This is a genomic window from Pedobacter sp. BG31, from assembly GCF_042464845.1.
GTDB classification, from domain to species: Bacteria; Bacteroidota; Bacteroidia; order Sphingobacteriales; family Sphingobacteriaceae; genus Pedobacter; species Pedobacter suwonensis.
In genome coordinates this window covers 280,372-302,587 of the sequence record NZ_JBHNZK010000004.1, presented here as the reverse complement: position 1 = coordinate 302,587, position 22,216 = coordinate 280,372, and the positions used below count along the sequence as shown (strand labels likewise).

General features: G+C 37.5%; 16 protein-coding genes and 2 pseudogenes. 15 read left to right on the top strand and 3 right to left on the bottom strand.

What is annotated here, in order from left to right; genetic code table 11:
• Positions 1-59: 59 nt before the first annotated feature.
• The 9 genes and pseudogenes from ACFE6N_RS08025 to ACFE6N_RS07985 all read left to right on the top strand — a co-directional run bounded on the left by ACFE6N_RS08025 (position 60) and on the right by ACFE6N_RS07985 (position 8,092).
• Positions 60-3,761 carry a DUF6443 domain-containing protein gene (locus ACFE6N_RS08025; RefSeq protein WP_378935391.1) on the top strand — a complete coding sequence of 1,234 codons (3,702 nt, stop codon included), beginning with the start codon at positions 60-62 and terminating at the stop codon, positions 3,759-3,761.
• 2 nt (positions 3,762-3,763) lie between these two features.
• Positions 3,764-4,030 (top strand): hypothetical protein, encoded by a 267-nt coding sequence (locus tag ACFE6N_RS08020; protein ID WP_378935389.1) that lies wholly within the window; start codon positions 3,764-3,766, stop codon positions 4,028-4,030.
• A 311-nt stretch (positions 4,031-4,341) separates the two neighbouring features.
• Positions 4,342-4,710 (top strand): hypothetical protein, encoded by a 369-nt coding sequence (locus ACFE6N_RS08015; RefSeq protein ID WP_378935387.1) that lies wholly within the window; start codon positions 4,342-4,344, stop codon positions 4,708-4,710.
• Positions 4,711-4,752: 42 nt separating this feature from the next.
• Positions 4,753-5,220, top strand: a complete 468-nt coding sequence (locus ACFE6N_RS08010) for a hypothetical protein (RefSeq protein WP_378935415.1) — start codon at positions 4,753-4,755, stop codon at positions 5,218-5,220.
• Positions 5,221-5,619, top strand: coding sequence for a hypothetical protein (locus ACFE6N_RS08005; RefSeq protein ID WP_378935385.1), 399 nt, complete (start codon positions 5,221-5,223; stop codon positions 5,617-5,619).
• Between the two features lie 332 nt (positions 5,620-5,951).
• Positions 5,952-6,206 (top strand): annotated as a pseudogene (locus tag ACFE6N_RS08000) (RHS repeat domain-containing protein); the annotation flags it as partial.
• A gap of 743 nt (positions 6,207-6,949) precedes the next feature.
• Entirely contained in the window at positions 6,950-7,384 is a 435-nt protein-coding gene (locus ACFE6N_RS07995; protein WP_378935383.1) for a hypothetical protein, read from the top strand.
• A 151-nt stretch (positions 7,385-7,535) separates the two neighbouring features.
• A complete protein-coding gene (locus tag ACFE6N_RS07990) occupies positions 7,536-7,868 on the top strand; it encodes a hypothetical protein (protein ID WP_378935381.1) in 333 nt (110 codons plus the stop codon).
• Positions 7,865-8,092, top strand: a complete 228-nt coding sequence (locus ACFE6N_RS07985) for a hypothetical protein (RefSeq protein ID WP_378935379.1) — start codon at positions 7,865-7,867, stop codon at positions 8,090-8,092. Before ACFE6N_RS07990 ends, ACFE6N_RS07985 begins: the two co-directional genes overlap by 4 nt.
• Before the next feature lie 200 nt (positions 8,093-8,292).
• On the opposite strand, the pseudogene ACFE6N_RS07980 reads toward ACFE6N_RS07985, so the two are convergent.
• Positions 8,293-9,147 (bottom strand): annotated as a pseudogene (locus tag ACFE6N_RS07980) (IS982 family transposase); the annotation flags it as partial.
• Positions 9,148-9,315: 168 nt separating this feature from the next.
• Here ACFE6N_RS07980 and ACFE6N_RS07975 point away from each other — a divergent pair.
• On the top strand, positions 9,316-9,897 hold the full coding sequence (locus ACFE6N_RS07975; RefSeq protein WP_378935377.1) for a hypothetical protein: 582 nt from the start codon (positions 9,316-9,318) through the stop codon (positions 9,895-9,897).
• Between the two features lie 347 nt (positions 9,898-10,244).
• Positions 10,245-12,611: a hybrid sensor histidine kinase/response regulator gene (locus tag ACFE6N_RS07970; RefSeq protein ID WP_378935375.1), complete on the top strand. Its 2,367-nt coding sequence runs from the start codon at positions 10,245-10,247 to the stop codon at positions 12,609-12,611.
• A gap of 201 nt (positions 12,612-12,812) precedes the next feature.
• Here ACFE6N_RS07970 and ACFE6N_RS07965 read toward each other — a convergent pair whose 3' ends face one another.
• On the bottom strand, positions 12,813-13,226 hold the full coding sequence (locus tag ACFE6N_RS07965; protein WP_134204693.1) for a VOC family protein: 414 nt from the start codon (positions 13,224-13,226) through the stop codon (positions 12,813-12,815).
• A 213-nt stretch (positions 13,227-13,439) separates the two neighbouring features.
• Here ACFE6N_RS07965 and ACFE6N_RS07960 point away from each other — a divergent pair, with 213 nt between their 5' ends.
• The gene (locus tag ACFE6N_RS07960) at positions 13,440-14,594 is read left to right on the top strand and encodes an aspartyl protease family protein (RefSeq protein WP_378935373.1); all 1,155 of its coding nucleotides are present in this window, start codon (positions 13,440-13,442) and stop codon (positions 14,592-14,594) included.
• Between the two features lie 179 nt (positions 14,595-14,773).
• Here ACFE6N_RS07960 and ACFE6N_RS07955 read toward each other — a convergent pair whose 3' ends face one another.
• Positions 14,774-15,391, bottom strand: a complete 618-nt coding sequence (locus ACFE6N_RS07955) for a hypothetical protein (RefSeq protein WP_378935371.1) — start codon at positions 15,389-15,391, stop codon at positions 14,774-14,776.
• A gap of 200 nt (positions 15,392-15,591) precedes the next feature.
• On the opposite strand from ACFE6N_RS07955, the gene ACFE6N_RS07950 reads away from it, so the two are divergent.
• The 3 genes from ACFE6N_RS07950 (at position 15,592) to ACFE6N_RS07940 (ending at position 22,207) form a co-directional block, all read left to right on the top strand.
• The gene (locus tag ACFE6N_RS07950) at positions 15,592-17,127 is read left to right on the top strand and encodes a SulP family inorganic anion transporter (protein WP_378935369.1); all 1,536 of its coding nucleotides are present in this window, start codon (positions 15,592-15,594) and stop codon (positions 17,125-17,127) included.
• A gap of 513 nt (positions 17,128-17,640) precedes the next feature.
• Positions 17,641-20,655, top strand: coding sequence for a SusC/RagA family TonB-linked outer membrane protein (locus ACFE6N_RS07945; protein WP_378935367.1), 3,015 nt, complete (start codon positions 17,641-17,643; stop codon positions 20,653-20,655).
• Between the two features lie 34 nt (positions 20,656-20,689).
• Positions 20,690-22,207 (top strand): RagB/SusD family nutrient uptake outer membrane protein, encoded by a 1,518-nt coding sequence (locus ACFE6N_RS07940; RefSeq protein ID WP_090983344.1) that lies wholly within the window; start codon positions 20,690-20,692, stop codon positions 22,205-22,207.
• The last annotated feature ends 9 nt before the right edge of the window (positions 22,208-22,216 follow it).

Here is a 22,216-nt window from a genome sequence, read left to right as displayed (position 1 = left end):
TGATAAGAAATTGTAAAAGACCACAGATGAAAAACTGGAGTTTCTCAAATAGATCAAATGTGAAAATCAAAATATATTTTCTATTACTTCTTTTACTTGCTTTAAACAATTTAATAAAGGCACAGACACTTTCAACTGGAAAAAATTTTATTGCCGAAACTATTGTTAAGGCAGATAATATAACAGACATTAATCAGTTGAATGGGCTTGATAAGTCTAAAGTAAATACGAGTGTAAAATATATCGATGGATTTGGACGGCCTTTACAAACCGTTGAAATAAAAGCTAGTCCGCGCGGTAACGACATTGTGCAGCCATTTGCTTTCGATGATCTGGGAAGAACAAAATTTAACTATCTTCCATATGCACCAGAGGCAAATTATGGCAGTTATAAAGAAGCAGCCACTACCAACGGATTACAGCAATTCTATAATCCTGCAGGGGCTATTAGTGATGGTTTAACAAGGATAGCCAATCCATTTAGCGAAAATAAATTTGAGCGGTCGCCACTGAATCGGGTTATTGAACAGGGGGCGCCAGGCGATACCTGGCAGATTTCTAATGGGCATACCTTAAAATCAGTTTATGGCTTCAATAACACGAATACCAATTATAGTCAAGATGGGTTTGCGGTAAGGAAATATACTTCTAATAGCGTTAATACAGTAGGTTTAGAATATCAACGGACACTTAGCAGTTCAGGGTTTTATGGGCCCAATGAATTATACCTTACTATAAAAAAAGATGAAAACTGGAGTGTTGCGGATGGCAAAGCAGGTACGGTTGAAGAATATAAAGATAAAAATGGCGCAATTGTATTAAGAAGAACGTTTAATAAATTGGTTGATAATACCATTGAAACATTAAGCACTTATTATATTTATGATGATTTTGGTTTATTAAGTTATGTTATCCCATCAAGCGCAGACCCTGATAATGGTGATATTAGTCAAAGCAAATTAAATAATTACTGTTATCAATACTATTATGATGACAGGGGACGCTTAATTGAGAAAAAGATTCCAGGTAAAGGATGGGAATATGCTGTTTATAATAGTTTAGATCAGCTGGTATTTACTCAGAATGCGAACCAAGCGGCTAAATCTGTCAAAGAATGGAATTTTAATAAATATGACGTATTTGGGCGTTCAATAATTTCGGGTTTCATTCAGGATAATAGCAGTCGGATCGATTTGCAGAATGCCGTCAATAATCAGTCGATCACTAATTTACCCCTTTTTGAAACTCGAGACAATGGGAACACCAGTAATACATTTACTGGTTATACCAATGTAACGTTACCTAAAAGCAAAATTGTTGCCTATTACTCTATTAATTATTATGATGATTATGATTTCTATAGCAATGGCTTTGGTCATCCTTATGGTAATGGACAGGTTGATGGCAATAGAATTAAATCGTTACCTACCGGATCTAAAATAAATACAATTGGTCCGGATGGGACACAACTCGCTACACAAGCGATGTTACTTCAGGTAAGTTATTACGACAATGAAGGAAAGGTGTTGCAAACTAAAAGCCAAAACCATCTTGGTGGAACCGATGTGGTAAACAACAGCTATAATTTTGCAGGCGAACTTTTAACCAGTACAAGGGTTCACACAGGTCTTTCTCCAAATCAAAGCACAACAATTGCTAAGGAATATTTATATGATCATGCTGGCCGACAAGCGAAGATTTACCAGCAGATTAACTCTGGTGCAAAGATTGGTAAAAGAGTAATGCTCTCCGAGCGCTTTTACAACGAAATTGGTCAGCTTAAAGAAAAGCGTTTACATGCAACTAATGCAGGTCAGGCTTCACAAGCAGATATCTTGCTAAATGAAACAGATATCGTACATGCCAGCGAACGCAAAACTGTAATTGCAAGCAACAGCATTATACTTCAACCTGGTTTTGAGGCAAAAGAAGGATCGTTCTTTAGCGCAAGTATTTCTGATGGAACTTCTTTACAGAGTATAAAATATGCTTACAATGAGCGTGGCTGGCTAAAAAACAGCACGAGTGCTCAGTTTAGTTTTCAATTGAATTATCAAGATGCAGCAGGAACAGCGGGTGCTCAGTATAATGGTAATGTCTCGAATCAACTGTGGGGTTATAGTAATAATCCCAATACAAATACATTTAGCTATAATTATGATAAGATAAACCGATTGACCAAAGCTTCATCTCCCGGTTTGAGTGAAGAGATCGTCTATGATCCGATGGGTAATATCAAAACATTAGATAGAGAAAGTAAGGGCATCAATAATTATTCGGCTTACGAAGGCCATCAATTCAAACATGTTCAGGGCTTTGTTAATGCAGATTATAACTATGATGTTAATGGTAATCTAATTAGCGATTCTCAAAAAGATATTAACATAAATTATAATATTTTAGAACTTCCCTCTAAAATCTCGGGTAATAAGAACTTAGTTTACATCTACGATGCAAATGGGCGAAAACTCCAAAAGCGTAATGGTACTGAAGTTACAGATTATGTAGACGGAATTCAATATAAAAATAATGGTAGTTTAATAGATTTCATTTCAACAGAGGAGGGGATTGCCAGAAACTCAGGTGGAGATTATAATTACGAATATACTCTTGCTGACCAACTTGGAAACGCGAGGACAACATTTTATCAAAATCCAATCAATAATGAACTAGAGGTACTTCAAAAGGATGATTATTACGCATTTGGTTTGAGGAAGGCTGTAAAAGCAGGCTCAAATGATAATAAGTACCTTTATAATGGTAAAGAACTACAAGACGAATTGGGAGAGTACGACTACGGCGCACGTTTTTACAATCCAGTTCTTGGCAGGTGGAGTGCTGTAGATCCTATGGCAGAAAAAATGCGCAGCTTTTCTCCTTATAGTTATGCATTTAATAATCCAATCAGCTTTAAAGATCCTGATGGAATGATGCCAGTTATGATACCTGGTATGGGCGCAATGTATGTTCCTGGTTCAATGGCTGAGATGAGAGGTGTTGGAAATATGGCTGGCAAGGCAGCTAGCCAATTTCTAATGGATATCACCATGGTAAATAGTACCAAGGAGCTCATGGATAATCTCAAGTTCTATATGCTCAATGAGCTATACTTTGGTATGAACAGGGGGCGTGAATATGAGGCTATGTTACGTTCTGGAGGTAATCCTAGCGATATTGATCTACAATATCAGGTAAATAAAGCTATAGGTATTGCCAAACTGATGAAGAGTGGGGTTGAATGGGCTGCCTTTGGAGCAAGTGCAGGAGAAATGGCAATTGCGGCATCTGTTATAAAAGCACCCGCGACACAGATTATCAAAGAAGTTGTAAAAGAAACAGAAAAAGAAGTTGTAAAAGTTGCAGAGAAAAAAATTGTGGCTACTGCTGATGCGACTTTCGCGAAAGGTTCTGGATCAAATGCCACTAGGGAGGGAAGTAATGCTCTAACAAATTATTGGCCAAGCAATGGAGGTGCACTAGGAAAGTGGGAGAGAGAGTTCTTAATGCCAGGTACAGAGATTGATAGATTTGGTAGTGGTTTTGGTAAATATTTTTCGCCGAAAAATACACCAATGGATATGAGAGCTTTGCCGTCAGGAAATACAGGGGCGTATAATGCTTTTAAGGTTGTTAAACCATTTGAAGTTCAGTCATCTACAATTGCACCTGCTTTCGGCAAAATCGGATTAGGTAAGCAATATTTATCACCAATAAATATGAATACGCTTCTCAAGAGAGGAATAATCGTTCCAATACAATAAAGATGAAAATGACAATTGAAAAATTAGAAGACAAACTAAATGATTTGGGCGTAGAAAAAAGTCAATATTCTCTGTCGGGAGAATTAAATTCTGATGCCATAATCTTGAATAAGAATTACAATGTATGGGAGGTTTTTTACTTGGACGAAAAAGGTAATCGTAATAATGAGAAGAATTTTGATACCGAAAGCGAAGCTTGCTTTTATATTTACAAACTCTTCAAGGATGCGAAAGACATCGAACAAAAATTCAAAATAAATATTATGTAATACAGTTGCTGCCCACTTTGGTCTTAGCGAGACACTAAGACCAAAATGTGGCTGGGCTTACAAAAATAGATTGGGGAAGGGCATCAATGGACACTTTTCATTTTAAACAATCAATTAGGAAGTTGCACGAAATGCGAGTTCCATAAAATTCAATATTTCAAGCTTTAATCCAGCTTTTGCTAAACCAGGAATTACACACTATGAGTTTAATCACATAATTAACAATTCATCTTTATTGCAAAAGACAACATTTATTCAAAATGGTAGTCAGGTATTTTGGAATGGAACTGGATTCGTAAAATAAATACACAATGAAAATAATTACGGACATAAAGGAAGCCAATATTTTACTTCAATCTTATACAGGGGGGACACTTCAAATCGCTTTTTATAGTGAAAGTTTAAAAAGAATCGCAATAAGGATAAGTTTACCTGCCGTTAAGGAAATAATCTATTTTGTTGGAGTGGGTTGTGAAAGTATTAGTGGAAACTTTCGTATTCTAAATGTGAATTTGTCCATTGCCCAAAAAATAGATGAAAGTACAAAAGAGAATATATTAAAAATAAGGGACAAGCTTTCTGGATTTGAACTTTCTACTTCCCGAAGTTTCTCTTTAGCCCAAGGACTTGAATCAGAGTTTGGGGATTTTTTTGATCATTTTATCAAAGAAAAAGAATAAGTGCCGTAAAAGCATACTCAACCCTATTATGCTAAGCAGCATATTGGAGTTAGGCCTAAAGATGAATCTGTAGCTTTTTATGATCATGCAGATCGTTCTATATCTGTATCTATTTTGAGAAATGGGCGCTTAAGTCCAACTCTTAATGATTCAAAGAATTTTTTAAGTGTATTGGGTCATGAAAGTACACATGAAGCAGACGATGTTTCAGGTTTTAAAGAAACTTATTTAAGCCATTCTACAGTCTATCAAAAACAGATACTTAGTGAGAATTTTAGCGAGGCAACATTTGATTTTCAGCTGGGTACGGTCGGATCATTTGCGAATCATGTATATAATGCTAGGTACAATAGAGAGAATGGGGTTAATGAATATGTTAGTAACTTCAATAAAATAAGTAAAGACTGGAAAATAGGAGATAATGTAGTTTCTGGTAGTGGCTATCCAGTATATTATAAGGGCCAAAAATACATTATGCCTGTGAAAATGTTGAAAAATCCTTCCGAATAGATGAAAAAAATAATATTATACCTAATGGTTATGTCTTTTTTTTGTTGCAAAAGAAAAAATGATATATTAAAGGTTTTGGAATATAATAATGACGGTAGTTACTGGATACAAAAACAGCAGATCAACGATGGAAAATATACTTTTAGTACAATTCAATGGATTTTTTATAGTGATGGCTCGTCTCAACCACTCTCTTCAATTAATGAAAATAAAAAAGGTAATCCATCAATGTTAAATCTAGAAAGTTCAGGTAAGGGAGCATGGAGCTTTAATGAAAAAGACAGCACTTTTAAGATTTGCGACGTTTGTGTTTTTAAGATAAAAAAGGTTAGTCAAGATACTGTTTTTATGAGTGGAAAAGGATTTAAAGGTAATTTTATACTTGTAAAACACAAGTAAAAGTGATTAGCGTATAAATCTTCATGTTAATCTTCGCGTTTCAATTAAACGAGTATGATAAAACGCAAATAAATTTCTAAAAGTGAAATTGTTTGTCCATGAAAAACTAATTAAATTAATGATGTTATTTGTTTTTGGTATTCAGATTACAAATTCACCATCTGTCCGTAGTTTTAAGCCCCCTAACTGGTCTTAGCGTCTCGCTAAGGCCAAGTTTTATTTGACATGGCAATACGTCCTATGCCTCCATATTCCTCAGGTAATACAGCATGACGATTATTCACTCTAGTTTATATTTTTAACGGAGTTCATGAGCTCGGCTGTGCCTCGGTTATTATGCTTTCCGTTTAAGAAAAGCAGGTTCGCCAAATTCTAATGTAAATAAGTATCTTTACAATGGCAAGGAGTTACAGGAGAAGTTAGGACAGTACGATTACGGTGCTAGATTCTATGATCCAGTGATTGGAAGGTGGAATGTGGTAGATCCATTATCGGAGAAGATGAGGAGGCATTCTCCTTATAATTATGGTTTCAACAATCCGATAAGGTTTATCGACCCTGATGGGATGGCACCATATGATTGGTATCAATCAAATGTAACGGGAACTGTTAAGTGGTTTGATGGTAATGGGAAACAGGATGGATACAGATATGTTGGAGAAGCAGGTTACGTAAAATCCGATGATGGCGGCATTGTGAACTTAAATGCAAATGGAACAGCTACTAACAGTGAAACGGGTGAGGAAGTTACCTCATCTACTAGTGGATTGACCACTATAGTTGCCAAAGACCAAACCGGAGGATTCGCCAAATTTCTATATGATGTCTTTTCTGGAGGGGCGTATAGCCGTCAGGCAAATGCTTTGGATGTTCTAGATAGAGATGGGTTAGGCGCATACAATAATCAAATGATTAGTGATGCTCGTACTGAAATCAGGGGTGATTGGATGGTTGGCGCGTATCAGGTTGGAGCAAGATCCACTTCTAGTGCAGCTAAGGGGATAACTGCTCTTAGAGGGGCATATGTTACTGAAGTTGAAGGCCTGTCATCAGTTGCATCAAAAATGAGGAGAGCAGGAAGTTCATCCGAAGAAATTGCAATAGCACTACATGGTCTAAGAAGAGAACTTGGATTAAAATACAAAACCTTAACCCCTGATAATATATTGCAACAAATTTATCAAAGAAATATCCAAAAGTATGGAGATAAACTAGGGCCAAGTATAGACTATTTAAAACAACAAGGTAAATCTTGGGATGACATAATAAAGAGTGCAACAAGAACTGGGGGTAAAGATTTAGGATTTTAAAATTTGAAATACTTATCATTATGATGTTAAGAAACTTTGACTATGCTATAAAATATTTTGACTATAAATCTAAAACTGAAATAGAAGACATATCAAATCCACTCATAAATGGATGGTATAAGTTTGTCAATGGAGTCTTTTCCGCCTTATTAGTGGTAGATAATAATCTTTATTTTTTATTTGGAAAAGAAAAGTTTCTAATTACAGAATACCATCGGGTATTGCTTAAAAAGCACAGTAATGTTGAAAGCAAGTTTAGCCTTATTGATGGAAATGGTGTGCAGGTCAAATTTTTATATTCAGTACCAAATACTAAATTAAATGTTTCACCATTTGAATACATTGATCAAGATGATTTTAAATGGGGCGATTTTATCGCAAAAATAATAAATGATGGAGTACGTAAAAGAAATTTTGTAAGTAACTTAATGGATATTGCTAAGACAGGAAAATAAGTCCATACTCCCATTCTGGTCTTGGCTTGCCCATCTACTCTTAGCCTCACCTAATTGGTCTTAGCGTCTCGCTAAGACCAAAATTTATTTAACTTGGCAAAACCTTTACGATGCTGCGGGCAACAAACTTGCCAGGAACAGCGGTGGCTCGGTGAGGAATTATATTGGCGGAATAGAATACAAGCCAGATGGTACCACTATTGATATCATCCACACTGAAGAAGGGATAGCCCGCAATAGCAATGGCAGTTACAGTTATGAGTATAACCTGACTGATCATTTGGGTAATATAAGAGCAACTTTTAAACAGAGTCCTGTAGCTCCTTATGCTTTAGAGGTAATACAGCGTGACGATTATTACGCTTTTGGTTTAAGAAAAGCAGGTTCACCAAATTCCAATGTAAATAAGTATCTTTATAACGGCAAGGAGTTGCAGAAAGAGTTAGGTCAATATGATTATGGGCAAGGTTCTATGACCCGGTGATTGGAAGGTGGAATAAAACCGATAGTAAAGCCGAACTATATTTTTCAACATCACCCTACGTTTACGCTCTAAACCAGCCTTCTAATGCTATCGATCCCGACGGAAATTTAGTAATCTTTATTAATGGTAAACATACCGGAGCGGGAATTAGTGGTTATAAAACGAGCAGTAATTGGAGAGGAATCAAAACAACACAGTATAAGCATATGGGAAATGTTATCTAAAGCAAGTATTAGGACCAATACGGGAAGCAGTACTGATCATTCTATTTTTACTTTCTTGAATGATATGAGTTCTTTGTCTGAAGGTACTTATAAATGGAATGGTAGCAAATGGGTAAAACAATAAGTAATGAAAAAAACACTATTAACCTGAGTTCGATTAACCAAAATGCGAAAATCTGAGATGATTGTTTAGTCTGATAATTAATAGCTGGCTTTTTAGGAAAGAATGAGTATGCGATTAGGCCTGCTATAATATTTGAGATAAAATTAGCGAATGACCTGTGTCTTGAATGTTCTATCTGGCATATGTTTTTAAGCTCATCATTAACGGTTTCTATCACAGACCTTTTACGGAGCATAATTTTGTCGCTCATGGTCATCAGGCTATTTTTCATATTGTTCCTGATACTGGTAACCAGATGTATGTCGCTGACGAACAGTATTTTGACTAGCTGTTCGGATATATACCCTTTGTCGGCGAAAAGCTTTCCGAACACAGCTTTTAAAAAGCGCTCGTTCTTCAGTGGTTCCCTATCGTCCACATTGGCCTGGGTGATGGCAAAATTTAATATCTCTCCCCTGTCATTGATTACGATGTGCAGCTTAAATCCATAGAACCAGCCCATTGTGGATTTTCCCACCTCCGCTATCCCCTTAAATACCTTGTTTCTTTTTATACGCTTGTTGTTGCAGACCCGAATAGGGGTGGAATCCACAAATGAAATACCCGTACAGCAGCCTAGACAGCAGGTTTTCAGGAAGATCGTCATTGGCATGAGCACGCTCTGGCTGAGTTCAACAAAGCGGTTATAGGACACAGTATTTGGGAATTCGCTTTGCATATGCTTTTGGAGATAAAACAGATAGAAGTGTTTAAAGCACCTGAACCCGCTCAGGTGGAAGAACAGACAGATAGAGATTACTTCACTTTTAGACATGGTCGCAGGACGCTTGGAGGGCTTGCCCAAAAGAAAAGGACTTGTGGTTTGATCAAAATCTTTGCAGAACTCATCTACAAGACAAAAAATATCACTAATTTTAGCGTAGTCAATCATCTGTTTTTATGTTTAAATATTTGAATGTCAGATACTTAAATATAAGCATAATTACTTTGATTGACTAATTTTTTCTAAAAATTATAAATCGAACTCAGGTTATTAACCATTATCATTTTCGGTTCTATTTTCTCAGTATATTGGTATTTTAAAAATAATGGTGGGTGGATGGAATTTAAAAAAAATACTAGTACCCCAAGAGAATTTCTAAATCATAGCTCCATAAAAAGAGAATATTACCTAAGAGATAAAAAAGAATTAAAAAAACAACTGAAATTACTTTTATCTAAAAGAGAAGGCTTTTTTGATAATTCTGCTTACTCTGATTCAATGGTTTTAATCATAGACAGCGTTCTATATAGCGCTGATTTTAAAAAGATGGCAGTATTTGTTATCGTTAAAAATCTCACAAAAAGGCAACTAGCTCCCGAAAATGAAAATACATGGTATTATGATGCAACAACTTATTTGGGTATTCGAAAAGGGAATACAATAAGCCTAACCTGGAGAGGGCCTGTATTCACCAATTCCTCGAGCGAGAGGGATATATCAATGGATATTAGGGAAGCTTGTTTTAATAATTTTGTTACTAAGGATACAACAGATATTTACGAATATAATTTAAATGATAAACGTTTTTGGAGTAGTTCAATTTGGAGAGAAATAGAATACGAAAAACTTATGAAGCAAAAATTCGAAGAAGAGAAAAGAAGATATCCTGAAAATATCTATGAACCTAAGATTCGGTAGTGGCTATTACCCCATCTGTCCGTAGTCTTATTCCTGAGGTTTAGCGCAGGAAGACTTCGGATTCATTAATGTTGAACGCGAGTAGAGTGCTCACTTAAAATAATTTATTCTTTAACCTGACCTTAATTAAATTATTAAACAAAAACGAACTAATTTTTTCAGAAAATGATTCCCAGGGAAATTTTCATTGTGCCGCAGACAATCTAAAAAATGCCAACAGTAGTTTTCAAATTTTCTATTACATTTACTGCTTATTTATATCCTTAAAGGTCGAATTCAATTGCTGTAATAATTCATTTTTTAATGCGTGAGTAGGCAGGACATTAGCCTCACTCCAATGGTCTATTGTGAGAATACTATTTACCTTATCGCTTTTATTGCTTTGCTTGTTAAAAGCTAAAGCTCAATACCAATTTCGCGAAGATAATTTACCTGAAGAACTATCGATACTAAATCATGCGCGAATACTAAATACCGGCTCAAAAACGGTAGCATTAAATGAAATCGTTAGTAACAGCGGAAAGCTTCCTTTCAAAAAGTTAAGCGGAAAATTAGGTAATCTCGGTTTCACGAGTTGCAATTACTGGTTAATTTTTCAATTAAAAAACACAACCAAAACGCCCTTAACCTATTACTTAGAAATAGCAGAACCGTCAACAAATCAGGTAAATCTTTATTTAATTGATGCCCATAACAAAATTGAATCTCAAAAAAGTGGTGATGATTTACCCTTTTCAAGCAGAAGTGTGAAAAGCAGGCAAACAATTTTTAAGATAGTTCTGGAACCGGGCGAAACAAAGAGGGCATTTGCAGACATTAGAAATGATGGACAGGAAAACAGTCTGCCATTGTTGCTGATCAGCCAGCAAAGTTTGCTCGAACGCACGGCTGGTGAATATTTGATAATGGGTATTTTTTATGGCATACTTACCGTAATTGCTACTACTTACTTCTTTTTCTACTTGGCCATGAAGGAATCGTCCTTCCTGTATTATGCGCTTTATGTGGTTTCTGTAGGCCTTTGCCAATTTGCTTTGGATGGTTTTTATCATCAATACATCGATACCGGAAATTCCTGGCTCAGCCTTCATGCGGTCATCATTTCGGGTATACTTTGTAGCTTTTTTTTCGCAAAATACAGTCAGGAATTTTTGGAAATCAAGCGAAAAAATCAAAGAATTAACAAAGTTTTTACCCCGCTTTATATTTCATTAGCACTTTTGCTTATTGGTATTATTTTATGCCCGGTTCTATTAAAATATGGCTATCTGCTTATCAATATTATAATATTGCTTGGGCTGCTTATCATTTTTCTATCCATTAGTGTAATCCTTTACAAAAGACAGCCTATCGATCTATTCTATACTACAGGTATTGTAATTCTGGCCTTAACCATTATTACGGGAATAATAACAAGATTCGGTATTTTAGCCGACGACCTTTCTATTAACAATATAACCAAAATTGGAATTGGCTTAGAAATCGTTGCCTTATCCCTCTCCATGGCAAACCGAATTCGAATGCTCCGAAATAAAAAGGAAGAGCTTCAAATCCTCGCACTACAGAAATCAGAAGAAATGAGCGATATGAAATCTTACTTTCTTTCCAATATGAGCCATGAACTGAGAACGCCTTTGAATGCAATTCTCGGGCTTGCTTCAATCATGGAAAAAGATAGTACCGACCCGAGGGTAATCGCAAATTGTGAGATCATCAAATATGCATCACATGGTTTAATTTCCTCAGTAAATGACATTATTGATTTCTCAAAGGTTGAAAAAGGTGAGCTAAAGCTCGAAAAAGTAAATTTTAATCCGGTTAATATCTTAAATAAACTTTCATTAAGCGCAGAGAAACAGTGTAAAGATAAAGGCTTGAAATTTAGCTTTATAAAGTCACTGGACGAGAACATTATGCTGCTTGGCGATCCGGTCAGGCTTGAGCAAATTATTCACAATGTACTTGGCAATGCCATTAAATTCACTTCCCAGGGAAATGTCACAATGCAAGTCAAATCAGCCATAGAACAAAACATATTGACCCTGCAGATTACTATTAAAGATACAGGGATCGGCATTCCTAAAGAAAAGCTGGGAATTATTTTTAGTTTATTTTCTCAAAACAGGTCTGACAATAAAAGAAAACACAGTGGTTTTGGCATCGGCTTAAGTATCGTTAAAGTTTTGATTGATTTGCATCAGGGTAAAATAAATATTGATAGCGCAGCGGATATGGGCACTACCTGTGAAATTCTGCTCGCTTATCCTGTTCAGGAAACCATCAAAACAATTAATCTGTATCCAGACGATGAATATGATCTTTTAGGAAAACATATTTTGGTTGTTGAAGATAACCCAATGAATCAAATGATCATTCAGATGATGTTTGAAGACTGGAAAAATACAAAGGTAAGTATTTGCGATAATGGAGCGGAGTGCCTGAAGATGCTGAAGAGTGATGACACCATTGACTTAATTTTAATGGACCTGCAAATGCCTGTTATGGATGGTTACGAGGCCATTTCTGCCATCAGAAATAACTTAACCGGTATAAACAAAACAACGATTCCAATTATTGTAATTACTGCAGATACAACCACAAGTACTAAAGACAGGGTTTTTGGCCTCGGAGCCGATGACTATATGAATAAGCCGGTTGACGAAGAACTGATGTATCAAAAAGTGACCGGCGTTTTATCGCGCAGGATGAATTAAAGCATAATACAGGCGTCCGCAAGCCAGCACCTGCTTTGCTCCCTAAAGTAATCGCCTTCATTTTTTAGCAAATAATCAACAGATTTCGGATAATCAGCCGCTATTTTGGCATCATTGGTAAATTTGGTTTACCTGCCCGTTCTAACCAAAAAAGCAAGCAAAGGATTTTACCCTGCTTGCTTTACTTAAAGTCATATCTAATTAACCCAGATGTTCCGGCATGCCATTTGGGTCCATCCATACATATTCCCAGTGGTGTCCATCAAGATCATCAAAACTATGCTGGTACATAAAACCATAATCAGTAGCCGGATTGGGTATGGTGGCACCGGCAGCGACTGCTTTATCTACCATTTCGTTAACCGCTTCCTTACTTTCTGCGGATATTGCAATGGAGGTCTCTATGGCTTTACGGGCATCTACAATTTCTTTTTCGGTAAAGGTTTGAAAAAATGTTCTGGTGAGCAGCATCACGTAAATGGTATCGCTGATGACCATGCAGGTTGCTTTTTCGTTGGTAAATTGCGGGTTAAAAGTATAACCCAGTTTAGTAAAGAATGCTACAGATCGGTCAAGATCTTGAACTGCCAGGTTTACAAAAATTCGAGTTGCCATATTGGTTTTCTTATTTAGTTATTCAAAGATAACGGCATCGCCTATAGCTGTTCGTGTACAAAAAAGACAAGTTTAGGGGTAAAACGCGACTTTATGATACCTATTCACTTAACAGTCCAGGGGGTATAGGTGCCGTTTCAAATTTTAAATGGATGGAATATGACAAAGCTTGATGATTCTTTTTATCTTTATTTTTTCAACCCATCACTATTCATGAAACGAATACTGCCTGTTTTAACCCTCTTGCTTCCCCTTTCTGTCTTTGCTCAAAACAAACTACAAGTAGTAAAGGCAAATGCAGGTCAGGCAAAAATTTACGAAGAGCCTCATGCAATTTCACGCTGGTATATCAATCCCAAAGTTAAACTTGATGTTTATACTATGGGTAAGTTTACAAAATCCAAAAGGATAAAATTCAAAACGGATGTTGATTCGATCGTTTTTAATATTAGTCCGGGGCAAAAAAAGGAATTTATTGTTTTATTGAATGGAAAAGATTCGTGCCTGACGCAAATCACCGCTCCAGTACTAAAAAACTTTAGTAAGGTATCGCCTGCAATTCATGACGCTGTACCCTTTTTTGTAAATAAATACAATACGAATTTTCTGCCGATCATTTTTAATGGCACGGATTCGCTAATAATGAATTTTGATTCGGGTGCAAATGACATCGATCTTACCAATGCTGCACTGGCAACAAAAGTGAAATCGAAGCCCAAGCTTTACCACACCGATTATGATATCAAAATTGGAAACCATACCTACAAAAGCAAAATTTATGATATTGAGTTGGCCGGGAACGAAACTGACGGTTTGTTAGGTTGGGATATATTTGATGGGATGATTGTAGCTTTGGATTATGATCAAAATAAAATGATGGTGCATTCGACGATGCCCAAAGAGATTTTACAGGATAAGCAATACACCAGGTTTAAGATCACTTATATCAAAAATAAACCTTTTATAGAAAGTGAAATTTCTCAGAACGGAACTAAAAATAAAAGCCTGTTTTTCTTTGATTTAGGATATCAGCGTACCGTTATGCTTGATCGTGACCTGCTGAGGGAAATGAAGTTTCCTGCCGAAAAGATGGAGGTGATGAAAAAGGTAATGATGCGTGGGGTAAATGGCAATGAAGTGCCGGTAACTACGGTAAAACTTCAAAGCCTGAAAATCGGTAATTTTGAACTGAAAAACGTTCCGGCGCAGGTGATGGAACAGAATAAACCCATGCCAGGCACTAACGTTCACTACCTCGGAAACGATATTCTGAAAAGGTTCAATACGGTTTTTGACTTTCAAAACAATGTCATTTACTTAAAGCCTAATCATCTCTATGATGTTGCCTATGCAGATCAAAAAAGTTAATATTTCTGTTTTGTACCGCCAAGATCAAGAAGCAAAACCGCAAATGACGCAGCGTTAGGGACGTCATCTCTACTGAAGTGCGACGAAATGAAGATTTTCAACTTAGGGCTTCAATTCCATTAGATTGAGGCCTTACGTCCATCTTAAATCATCCATTTTACTTCAGTCCGATTTTTTAGTCAATTCACAAACTGTATCTGTTGTACCATATAGGCTTTCCCAAACTTCTGTGGATCGTGTACTACCGTAGCTTTAATGGCTTTCCATTTCGGGCGTTGTCCTTTTACTGAGTTTGCACGGATTTCCTGTACGTTTAACCAGATTTCTTCCAGCTCGTTTTGAATGCTACTGTTTGCATAAGTGAGCTGTAATTTGCCTGGAATCAGGTAATATTCATTTCCTGTTTTGCTCAGCTTTATTCCCGGTCCTCCAGGTACATATGAAGTAATCAGTTGTACCGTAAAAGATTCATTTCCTTTATACTGCTCCTTGCTCAATATCTTTTCGAAAACAAAATAGTACTCAGGCCCATCCTGCAAAGGTACTTCATCGCGGTTGAACCTCGCTTTAACCCGGTAAGTATAGCCTGGTTCACGTTGATCAAAACCCCAGAGTGAAGCGCCGGCATCTACATTGCCAGGCAATTTCAACAGCAGATCGTTATCTGAACCATAACGATGGCTGACCAGTAATTCCACTTCCTGTCCGTTTTTTAAGTTCAGCGGACCATATCTTTCTGATTTTTTACAGGAAACAAATGCGAAAACAGTAAATAATAGCAATAAGATGTTTTTCATAGCAGTGTGATGATTTAGATGAATTGTCTCTCTAAAACGTAATGCTGTTGGCATACGCTACACTAGGGTTAGTCATTTTATGATCTTTCTCCTGGATCTGAAGTTCTGTTGCAAGGCTAAAGTGATTTCTGTCTATTTTATAATAGAACCAATGTTCCGATAAAGTTTAGATATTTGCAGCTTATTAATAATTTTTACAGATGAAGCCCTACCTGCAACTTTTCGATTTTTCTAAGAAAATAAATTACAGAACTGAAATGCTTGCAGGTTTAACGGTGGCTATGACCATGATTCCCGAATCGCTATCATTTGCTATTCTTGCAGGTTTCCCTCCCTTAACGGGTTTGTATGCTGCTTTTATTATGGGGCTGGTTACTGCTGTTTTGGGCGGTAGACCTGGTTTGGTATCTGGTGGGGCAGGTGCAACGGTAATTGTACTTATTACGTTGATGAAAAGCCATGGCATAGAATATGTTTTTGCTGCAGTGGCTTTGGCAGGGCTGATTCAGATTATGGTGGGTTTGTTTAAGTTGGGCAAATTTGTGAGGCTGGTTCCGCAGCCTGTTATGTTTGGTTTTGTTAACGGTTTGGCGGTTATCATTTTTATGTCGCAGTTGACGCAGTTTAAAACCCTTATTAATGGCAAGGTAGAATGGCTGAGTGGTATGCCTTTGTATACCATGTTGGCTTTGGTATTACTAACGGTGGCTATAGTGCTTCTTTTACCCAAGATTACCAAAGCCGTTCCATCTTCGCTGGTGGCGATTATTGTAGTGTTTCTTGTTGTATTTTGTTTTGGGATTGATACTAAACTGGTGAAGGATATTGCTTCCGTAAATGGTGGCTTCCCGCCTTTTCACATTCCTGAAGTACCGCTAAACCTGGATATGCTCAAGATCATTTTCCCTTATTCGCTCATTATGGCCGGTGTGGGCTTAACAGAGGGTTTGCTCACGCTAAATCTGGTTGATGAAATGACGGCAACCAAAGGTAACGGAAACAGGGAGAGTATTGCACAAGGCATTGCGAATATTGCAAATGGTTTTTTTACGGGTATGGGCGGTTGCCCGATGATTGCCCAAACTTTGGTAAACCTCTCGGCAGGTGCCAGAGCAAGGTTATCGGGCATTATTGCAGCATTAACCGTTCTGTTGATCATTTTGGTGGGTGCCCCGGTAATCGATCGTGTACCTATGGCTGCGCTGGTTGGTGTAATGATGATGGTTGCCATTGGTACTTTTGAATGGATGAGCTTTAAAGTAATCAATAAAATGCCTGCGCAGGATATTATTATTGGTATTCTGGTGGCCGTTATTACCATTTGGCTGCATAACCTGGCACTCGCCGTACTCATTGGTGTAATTATTTCGGCGCTTGTTTTTGCCTGGGAAAGCGCTAAACGGATACGGGCCAATGAACATACAGATGCCAGTGGTGTAAAAATTTATCAGATATACGGACCTTTGTTTTTTGGATCGGTTACTCATTTTAATGAATTGTTTGATATAGGCCAAGATCCGCAACAGATTATAATCGATTTTAAGCAAAGCCGTGTTTTTGATATGTCGGGTATTGATGCGCTGAATAAACTAACTGAACGTTACCGCTTAGTAGATAAAAAACTACAGTTGAAACATTTGAGTAGCGACTGCAAACGCTTGCTAAAAAATGCTGATCAGATTATAACGGTAAATATTATAGAAGATCCCATCTATATGGTAGCAACAGAAAAATAAAATGGAGTAGTTTTCGTCTTATCGCCCAAGCTAAGCTTGATTTAAGATGCTGTTTGAGCCATCATAAAGATAAGGATGTACTGGTGTCTAAACCAAGGCGAATCCAAATTTCCTGTTTTCAACTTAAACGTTTAAGTATTTCGGTTAAATCGCAACAAAAAAATGTTTAATTTATTGTATCTGTGGTTAAAAAAATCTTTACATGCTGTTTTTTAGTGTGTTACTTTGATAAGAAATATTAGCAATATTTATTTTTTTATCTGTCTGGTTGACATTTATTTTGTTATAATTCAATATTATCCCTCCATTTAATAAAAATTTCATAAAAATGACAATTTGTTATTAAAACGTTTTAGCATATTATATATTTGAATTAACCAAATAACTAAATTATGAGAATCCCTAACCACTACCGTCAGAGTACTTGTCCTTTTAACTTCAGACATGTCTTGCCGTTTCCTAAAAAATAAGTTTTAGTAATCATTTTTTTACCAATTAAAAGATCCATTAACTATGCGATACTTATGGGCGTGCCTTGCTTTTTTTGCAGCGTTTACGTTAAACGTTTTACCAAATTATGCTGCAGGCAAAAAAAAGTATAAAGGCCTTACAATTAACTATTTGATCTTTCAGGATACAACTAAAATAAAGATCGTATCGCCTAAAGACTCTTTGAGGAAAGATAGTCTTGAACAGATCAGGAAAAAAACACTTTACAACAAATTGTCTGGAGGTGTACAGAAAGATACCAGGGATTTAGCACTCTTTCCGGCTATTTCATTGCAACAGAATTTAAAGGGCAATTTTGCCGGTCTCTACGTTCAGGAACCTTCAGGTGAACCTGGTTCTATGCAGAATATGTTTATCAGAGGGGCTGCAATGCCATTATTATCTAAAAAGGATTTGTACGATGCCCAGCCATTGGTGGTGCTCGATGGTATTCCTTTGGTAAGAGAGCACCCTTTTGCCTTTGATATCCAACAGTTTGATTTCAACAGGATTGGTCCGGCCACCAACCTGCTGGCGGGCATCGATATGAATAATATTGCATCGGTAGAAGTGCTTAAAGATCTGGGTTCAACCTCTGTTTACGGGCCAAGAGGTGTTAATGGGGTAATTGTGTTAACCTCAAAAACAGCCGTTGGCAAATACCGCGCGATATCTTTCAATTCTTACATCGGTATGGTGCAAAAGCCATTCGTAAATACCATCAATGGTAAATATGAAAATGACTTCAGGCAACGCTTTTATGGCGTGTACACCACAAATGGCAGGTATTCTGACGATGAAGAATATCCGGTATATCTAAGCGATTCACTAAACAATGTATATAGTGGTAAATCAGACTGGACCGATTTATACTATAAAAATGCATTGGTGTATGGTGTTAATTTCTCGCTTGCAGGTGGTACAGATCGGGCTAACTTCAGGTTTGCATTGGGTAATACCAAAAGTGAAGGTGTAGCCGATGAAACGGGTATCGACCGGTATAGCGCTACTTTTAATATCAACATGAAGCCAACCAAGTGGTTGCTGTTTTCAACGATGATTAATGCAAACCGTTTGAACCGCGATAGAAATAAAACCTTGCGCGACCGCTTTGCACAACTTAATTATTTCCCTGATTTGAGTGCGCCGCTGCCGCCAAATAAAGATTTCTATGGTTCATATCTCCAGCAATACAAGAAAGGTTTTGATGATAACAAAACAAATTCCATTCAAGGTTATGCTAAATTAGAAGGAACTTTCGGACAGTTTAAGGTAACATCATCATTTAACGCCGATTACAGTGAGGGCTACAGGGATGTTTTTTATGCCCGAACGCTTTTGCAGGGAAACAGTTATGCATCCAATTACTATGGCTTTAGCCAAAGGTTAATGATGGATAACAAGGTTACCTATGATCTGAACCTGAATAAAATCCACGATTTTCATTTCTCGTTAGGGCAAACCATGCAATGGGATATTTATAAATACAGTAATGCCTACGCTTATAAAGGCGTTAACGATTATATCAAAATCAACTTACTTGATTCTAAACCTAAAAACGATGATGGTTCAGATAATGGAGGTTATTTAACGCCTGTAGCCTTTCCAAGAGAGTTAACGTATCGGTTTTTAGATAAAACTGAAGATAACTTATTGTCTTTCTATGGAAAAGCTGATTATTCATTCGCCGATAAATACTTCTTATCAGCCATATTACGTTTAGACGGCTCTTCAAATGCACAGCCTACAAGCCGGTGGTTTTATTCGCCAACTATTTCTGCCGCCTGGAGTCTTAAAAACGAATTCTTGAAAGGGAACAGCTTGGTTGATGATCTGGTATTGCGTGCAAGTGTGGGCAGAATGGGGCGTACCTTCAGTTACGATAACTATACCCAGGGCCCACAATATACCGCCTCAGTTGGTTACACCGGTAACTTAACGGTACCGGGTTATAATGCATTCGGGGTATTAACCCGCCCTTACCAGTTTGGTTGGGTAGGTTACGGCGTGCCCTGGTCGTATTCAGATCAACTCAATATTGGTGCTGATGTAGCGATGTTGAAAAACCGTTTGCACGTTTCAGTTGATCTTTATAGCAAAACCGATAAAAATCAATTGATTGGTATCCCCGCTTATGCAGAGTATGGTTATAAACAAGCCATCGAAAGTGGTATGTCTGTAAACAACATGGGTGTCGATTTTACCTTAAGTGCCCAGGTGATTGCAAAAAGTAAATTCTCGTGGAATTCAGCTTTAAATTTTAACCACAATGCCAACAAATTAAAAGCATTGCCCAGGGGACTCGATCAATTAGTGGTGGGTAACAGGTTCCTGAAAGTTGGCCAGCCCGTAGATCAGTATTGGTTATTGGAAAACAATGGCATTTATACGGCAGATGCAGATGTGCCGGCGGTTAACGGGCAGAAATTAAAATACAAGGGAATTGTGTTAAAGGCAGGTGATCCACGCTGGAAAGATCAAAATGGAGATAACACCATTGATGATAACGACAAAGTATTAAAGGGCCACGCTTTACCAACCCTTTCAGGAGGTTTTGATAACAACTTCAAGTATGGCAACTGGAGTTTGGGTACGAGTTTCTACTTTAATTTAGGCAGAAAGCTCATCAACCAGGAAATGGCCAACCGTTTTGACTTTGTTAACCGCGAGGGTAATACCGATATCAGTTCTGTTAAAGAAATTACTTTCTGGGAGAAACGTGGCGATTACTCAAAATATCCGCTTTACAATCCTTGGAGTACCGTAATCCCATATCGCGCAGATCAGGACCTCTTCCTGGAAAATGCATCATTCTTAAAATTAAGGCAGGTTTCATTGGGTTACGAACTGGGTAATCTATTAAGTAAGAAGAACATCAAAATCAACAAATTTTTCGTGTACGGTGCAGTAAGCAATATTTTCACCATCACGCCTTACACCGGCCAGGATCCCGAACTGGTGAATTATGATGGTATTGATACCGGTTATGGTCAGCCCATTCCGAGAACATATACCCTGGGTGTTAAAATGGATTTATAAGATGAAAACAAGAACGAACAAAACATCAGGTAAGATGAAAAATATATTTTACGTACTACTGCTTTCTGTAATAGCCTTTTCAAGTTGTAATAAAGCTTTAGAAACAGATTCTACCAGGGTTGTTGGCGAAAAAAATGCCTGGAATACAGTAGAAGATGCCCGATCCGGAATTTTAGGTGTGTATGCTTTAACGCGTGCTGCATTATCAGATAACAATGGTCATTGGATTTATGGTGATGTAAGAACAGGAGAATTTTTAAGCCCGAAAAGACAGGATTTAAAGGCTGTGATCGGCAATAATTTAAATGCGGCATACCCTGTAATGGAAGCCTTATCTGATTGGACAAGGTTTTACGCTATTGTAAACGGTGCCAATGTTTTCCTGGAAAATATTGCGCATGTAAGAGAAACAGATAAACGCTATACGGGCAATAACATGACGGTTGATATTGCGCAGGCCAGGTTCTTAAGGGCTTTTGCTTATTTCTACATGGTAAGAATATGGGGCGATGTCCCATTTATTACCTCATCAGATGAAGGTAAATTTACCAATAAACCCCGCGAAAGCCAGGCCAGGATTTTAGCGTGGGCCGAACAGGAAATGCTTAAAGCAGCTGCTGATCTGCCCTTTATTTACAGTGGCGGCGACGTGCAACAGCCGACTGATTATTACAATGAAACTTCGGGAAGATGGGGCGGTGCCTTGGCTACAAAAGTTACGGCATATGCCGTTTTAGCTCATTTGGCCGCATGGAATGGCGATTATACCAACGTTTCTAAATATGCCAAATTCGTGGAAGATAATTATGGCAGAAGCGCCGGCGGTTTTACCGGAAGTGCCGATTTGTCTAACTCCAATGGGTTTTTCTATAATAAAAATACCAGGCAGATGTTCGGTTTCAACTCCGATTATGGCCACGTGGATGGTTCATCAACCGGGCATATTGAAGAGTTGACTTTGGCTGAACCGGTGATGACCAAGTCGGTTCCGGATATTTACCTTCCAAAAGATTCGATCCTGAAATATTTCAACCTTCCAAAAGACCAAAGGTTTGCTGTTGATACTTTAGGCCAGGCCAAATACGATGGAAGATATTTTACCAACCTTAATGGTAAATATCCCATTTTCAGCAAAATCAAAGTCATACAGGGAGGCGGAACAGATCCAAACTTCAGGTATTTTACCAGTGCTTTGGTTTTTACCCGCCTGGAAGATATCATTCTGCTGCGTGCTGAAGCACTATCCGTATTGGGCGATCAAAATGGCGCTTTAAATGAGTTGCTGGTTGTACAGAGTAGAAGATACGATGATGTTACGGCTTTGATTGATGCGATCAACGGTGGTGATGTGATTAAACTAATCTTCGAAGAACGCCACCGCGAATTGTTGGGCGAAGGCTCCAGGTGGTATGATCTGATCCGTTACAACAAAATCAAACAAAACGATGCCAAATTTATGAACCTCATTAACTCTGGTGGCATCTACTGGCCAATATCCAGAAAACTGCTTTCTCAAAATAGTTTATTAACCCAAAATGCTTACTGGCGCTAATGATCACAG

Coding starts and splice junctions, on each gene's coding strand:
- ACFE6N_RS08020 (WP_378935389.1), top strand. CDS start 3,764: ATGAAAATGACAATTGAAAAATTAGAAGACAAACTAAATGATTTGGGC.
- ACFE6N_RS08015 (WP_378935387.1), top strand. CDS start 4,342: ATGAAAATAATTACGGACATAAAGGAAGCCAATATTTTACTTCAATCT.
- ACFE6N_RS08005 (WP_378935385.1), top strand. CDS start 5,221: ATGAAAAAAATAATATTATACCTAATGGTTATGTCTTTTTTTTGTTGC.
- ACFE6N_RS07995 (WP_378935383.1), top strand. CDS start 6,950: ATGATGTTAAGAAACTTTGACTATGCTATAAAATATTTTGACTATAAA.
- ACFE6N_RS07975 (WP_378935377.1), top strand. CDS start 9,316: ATGGAATTTAAAAAAAATACTAGTACCCCAAGAGAATTTCTAAATCAT.
- ACFE6N_RS07965 (WP_134204693.1), bottom strand. CDS start 13,226: ATGGCAACTCGAATTTTTGTAAACCTGGCAGTTCAAGATCTTGACCGA.
- ACFE6N_RS07960 (WP_378935373.1), top strand. CDS start 13,440: ATGAAACGAATACTGCCTGTTTTAACCCTCTTGCTTCCCCTTTCTGTC.
- ACFE6N_RS07955 (WP_378935371.1), bottom strand. CDS start 15,391: ATGAAAAACATCTTATTGCTATTATTTACTGTTTTCGCATTTGTTTCC.
- ACFE6N_RS07950 (WP_378935369.1), top strand. CDS start 15,592: ATGAAGCCCTACCTGCAACTTTTCGATTTTTCTAAGAAAATAAATTAC.
- ACFE6N_RS07945 (WP_378935367.1), top strand. CDS start 17,641: ATGCGATACTTATGGGCGTGCCTTGCTTTTTTTGCAGCGTTTACGTTA.
- ACFE6N_RS07940 (WP_090983344.1), top strand. CDS start 20,690: ATGAAAAATATATTTTACGTACTACTGCTTTCTGTAATAGCCTTTTCA.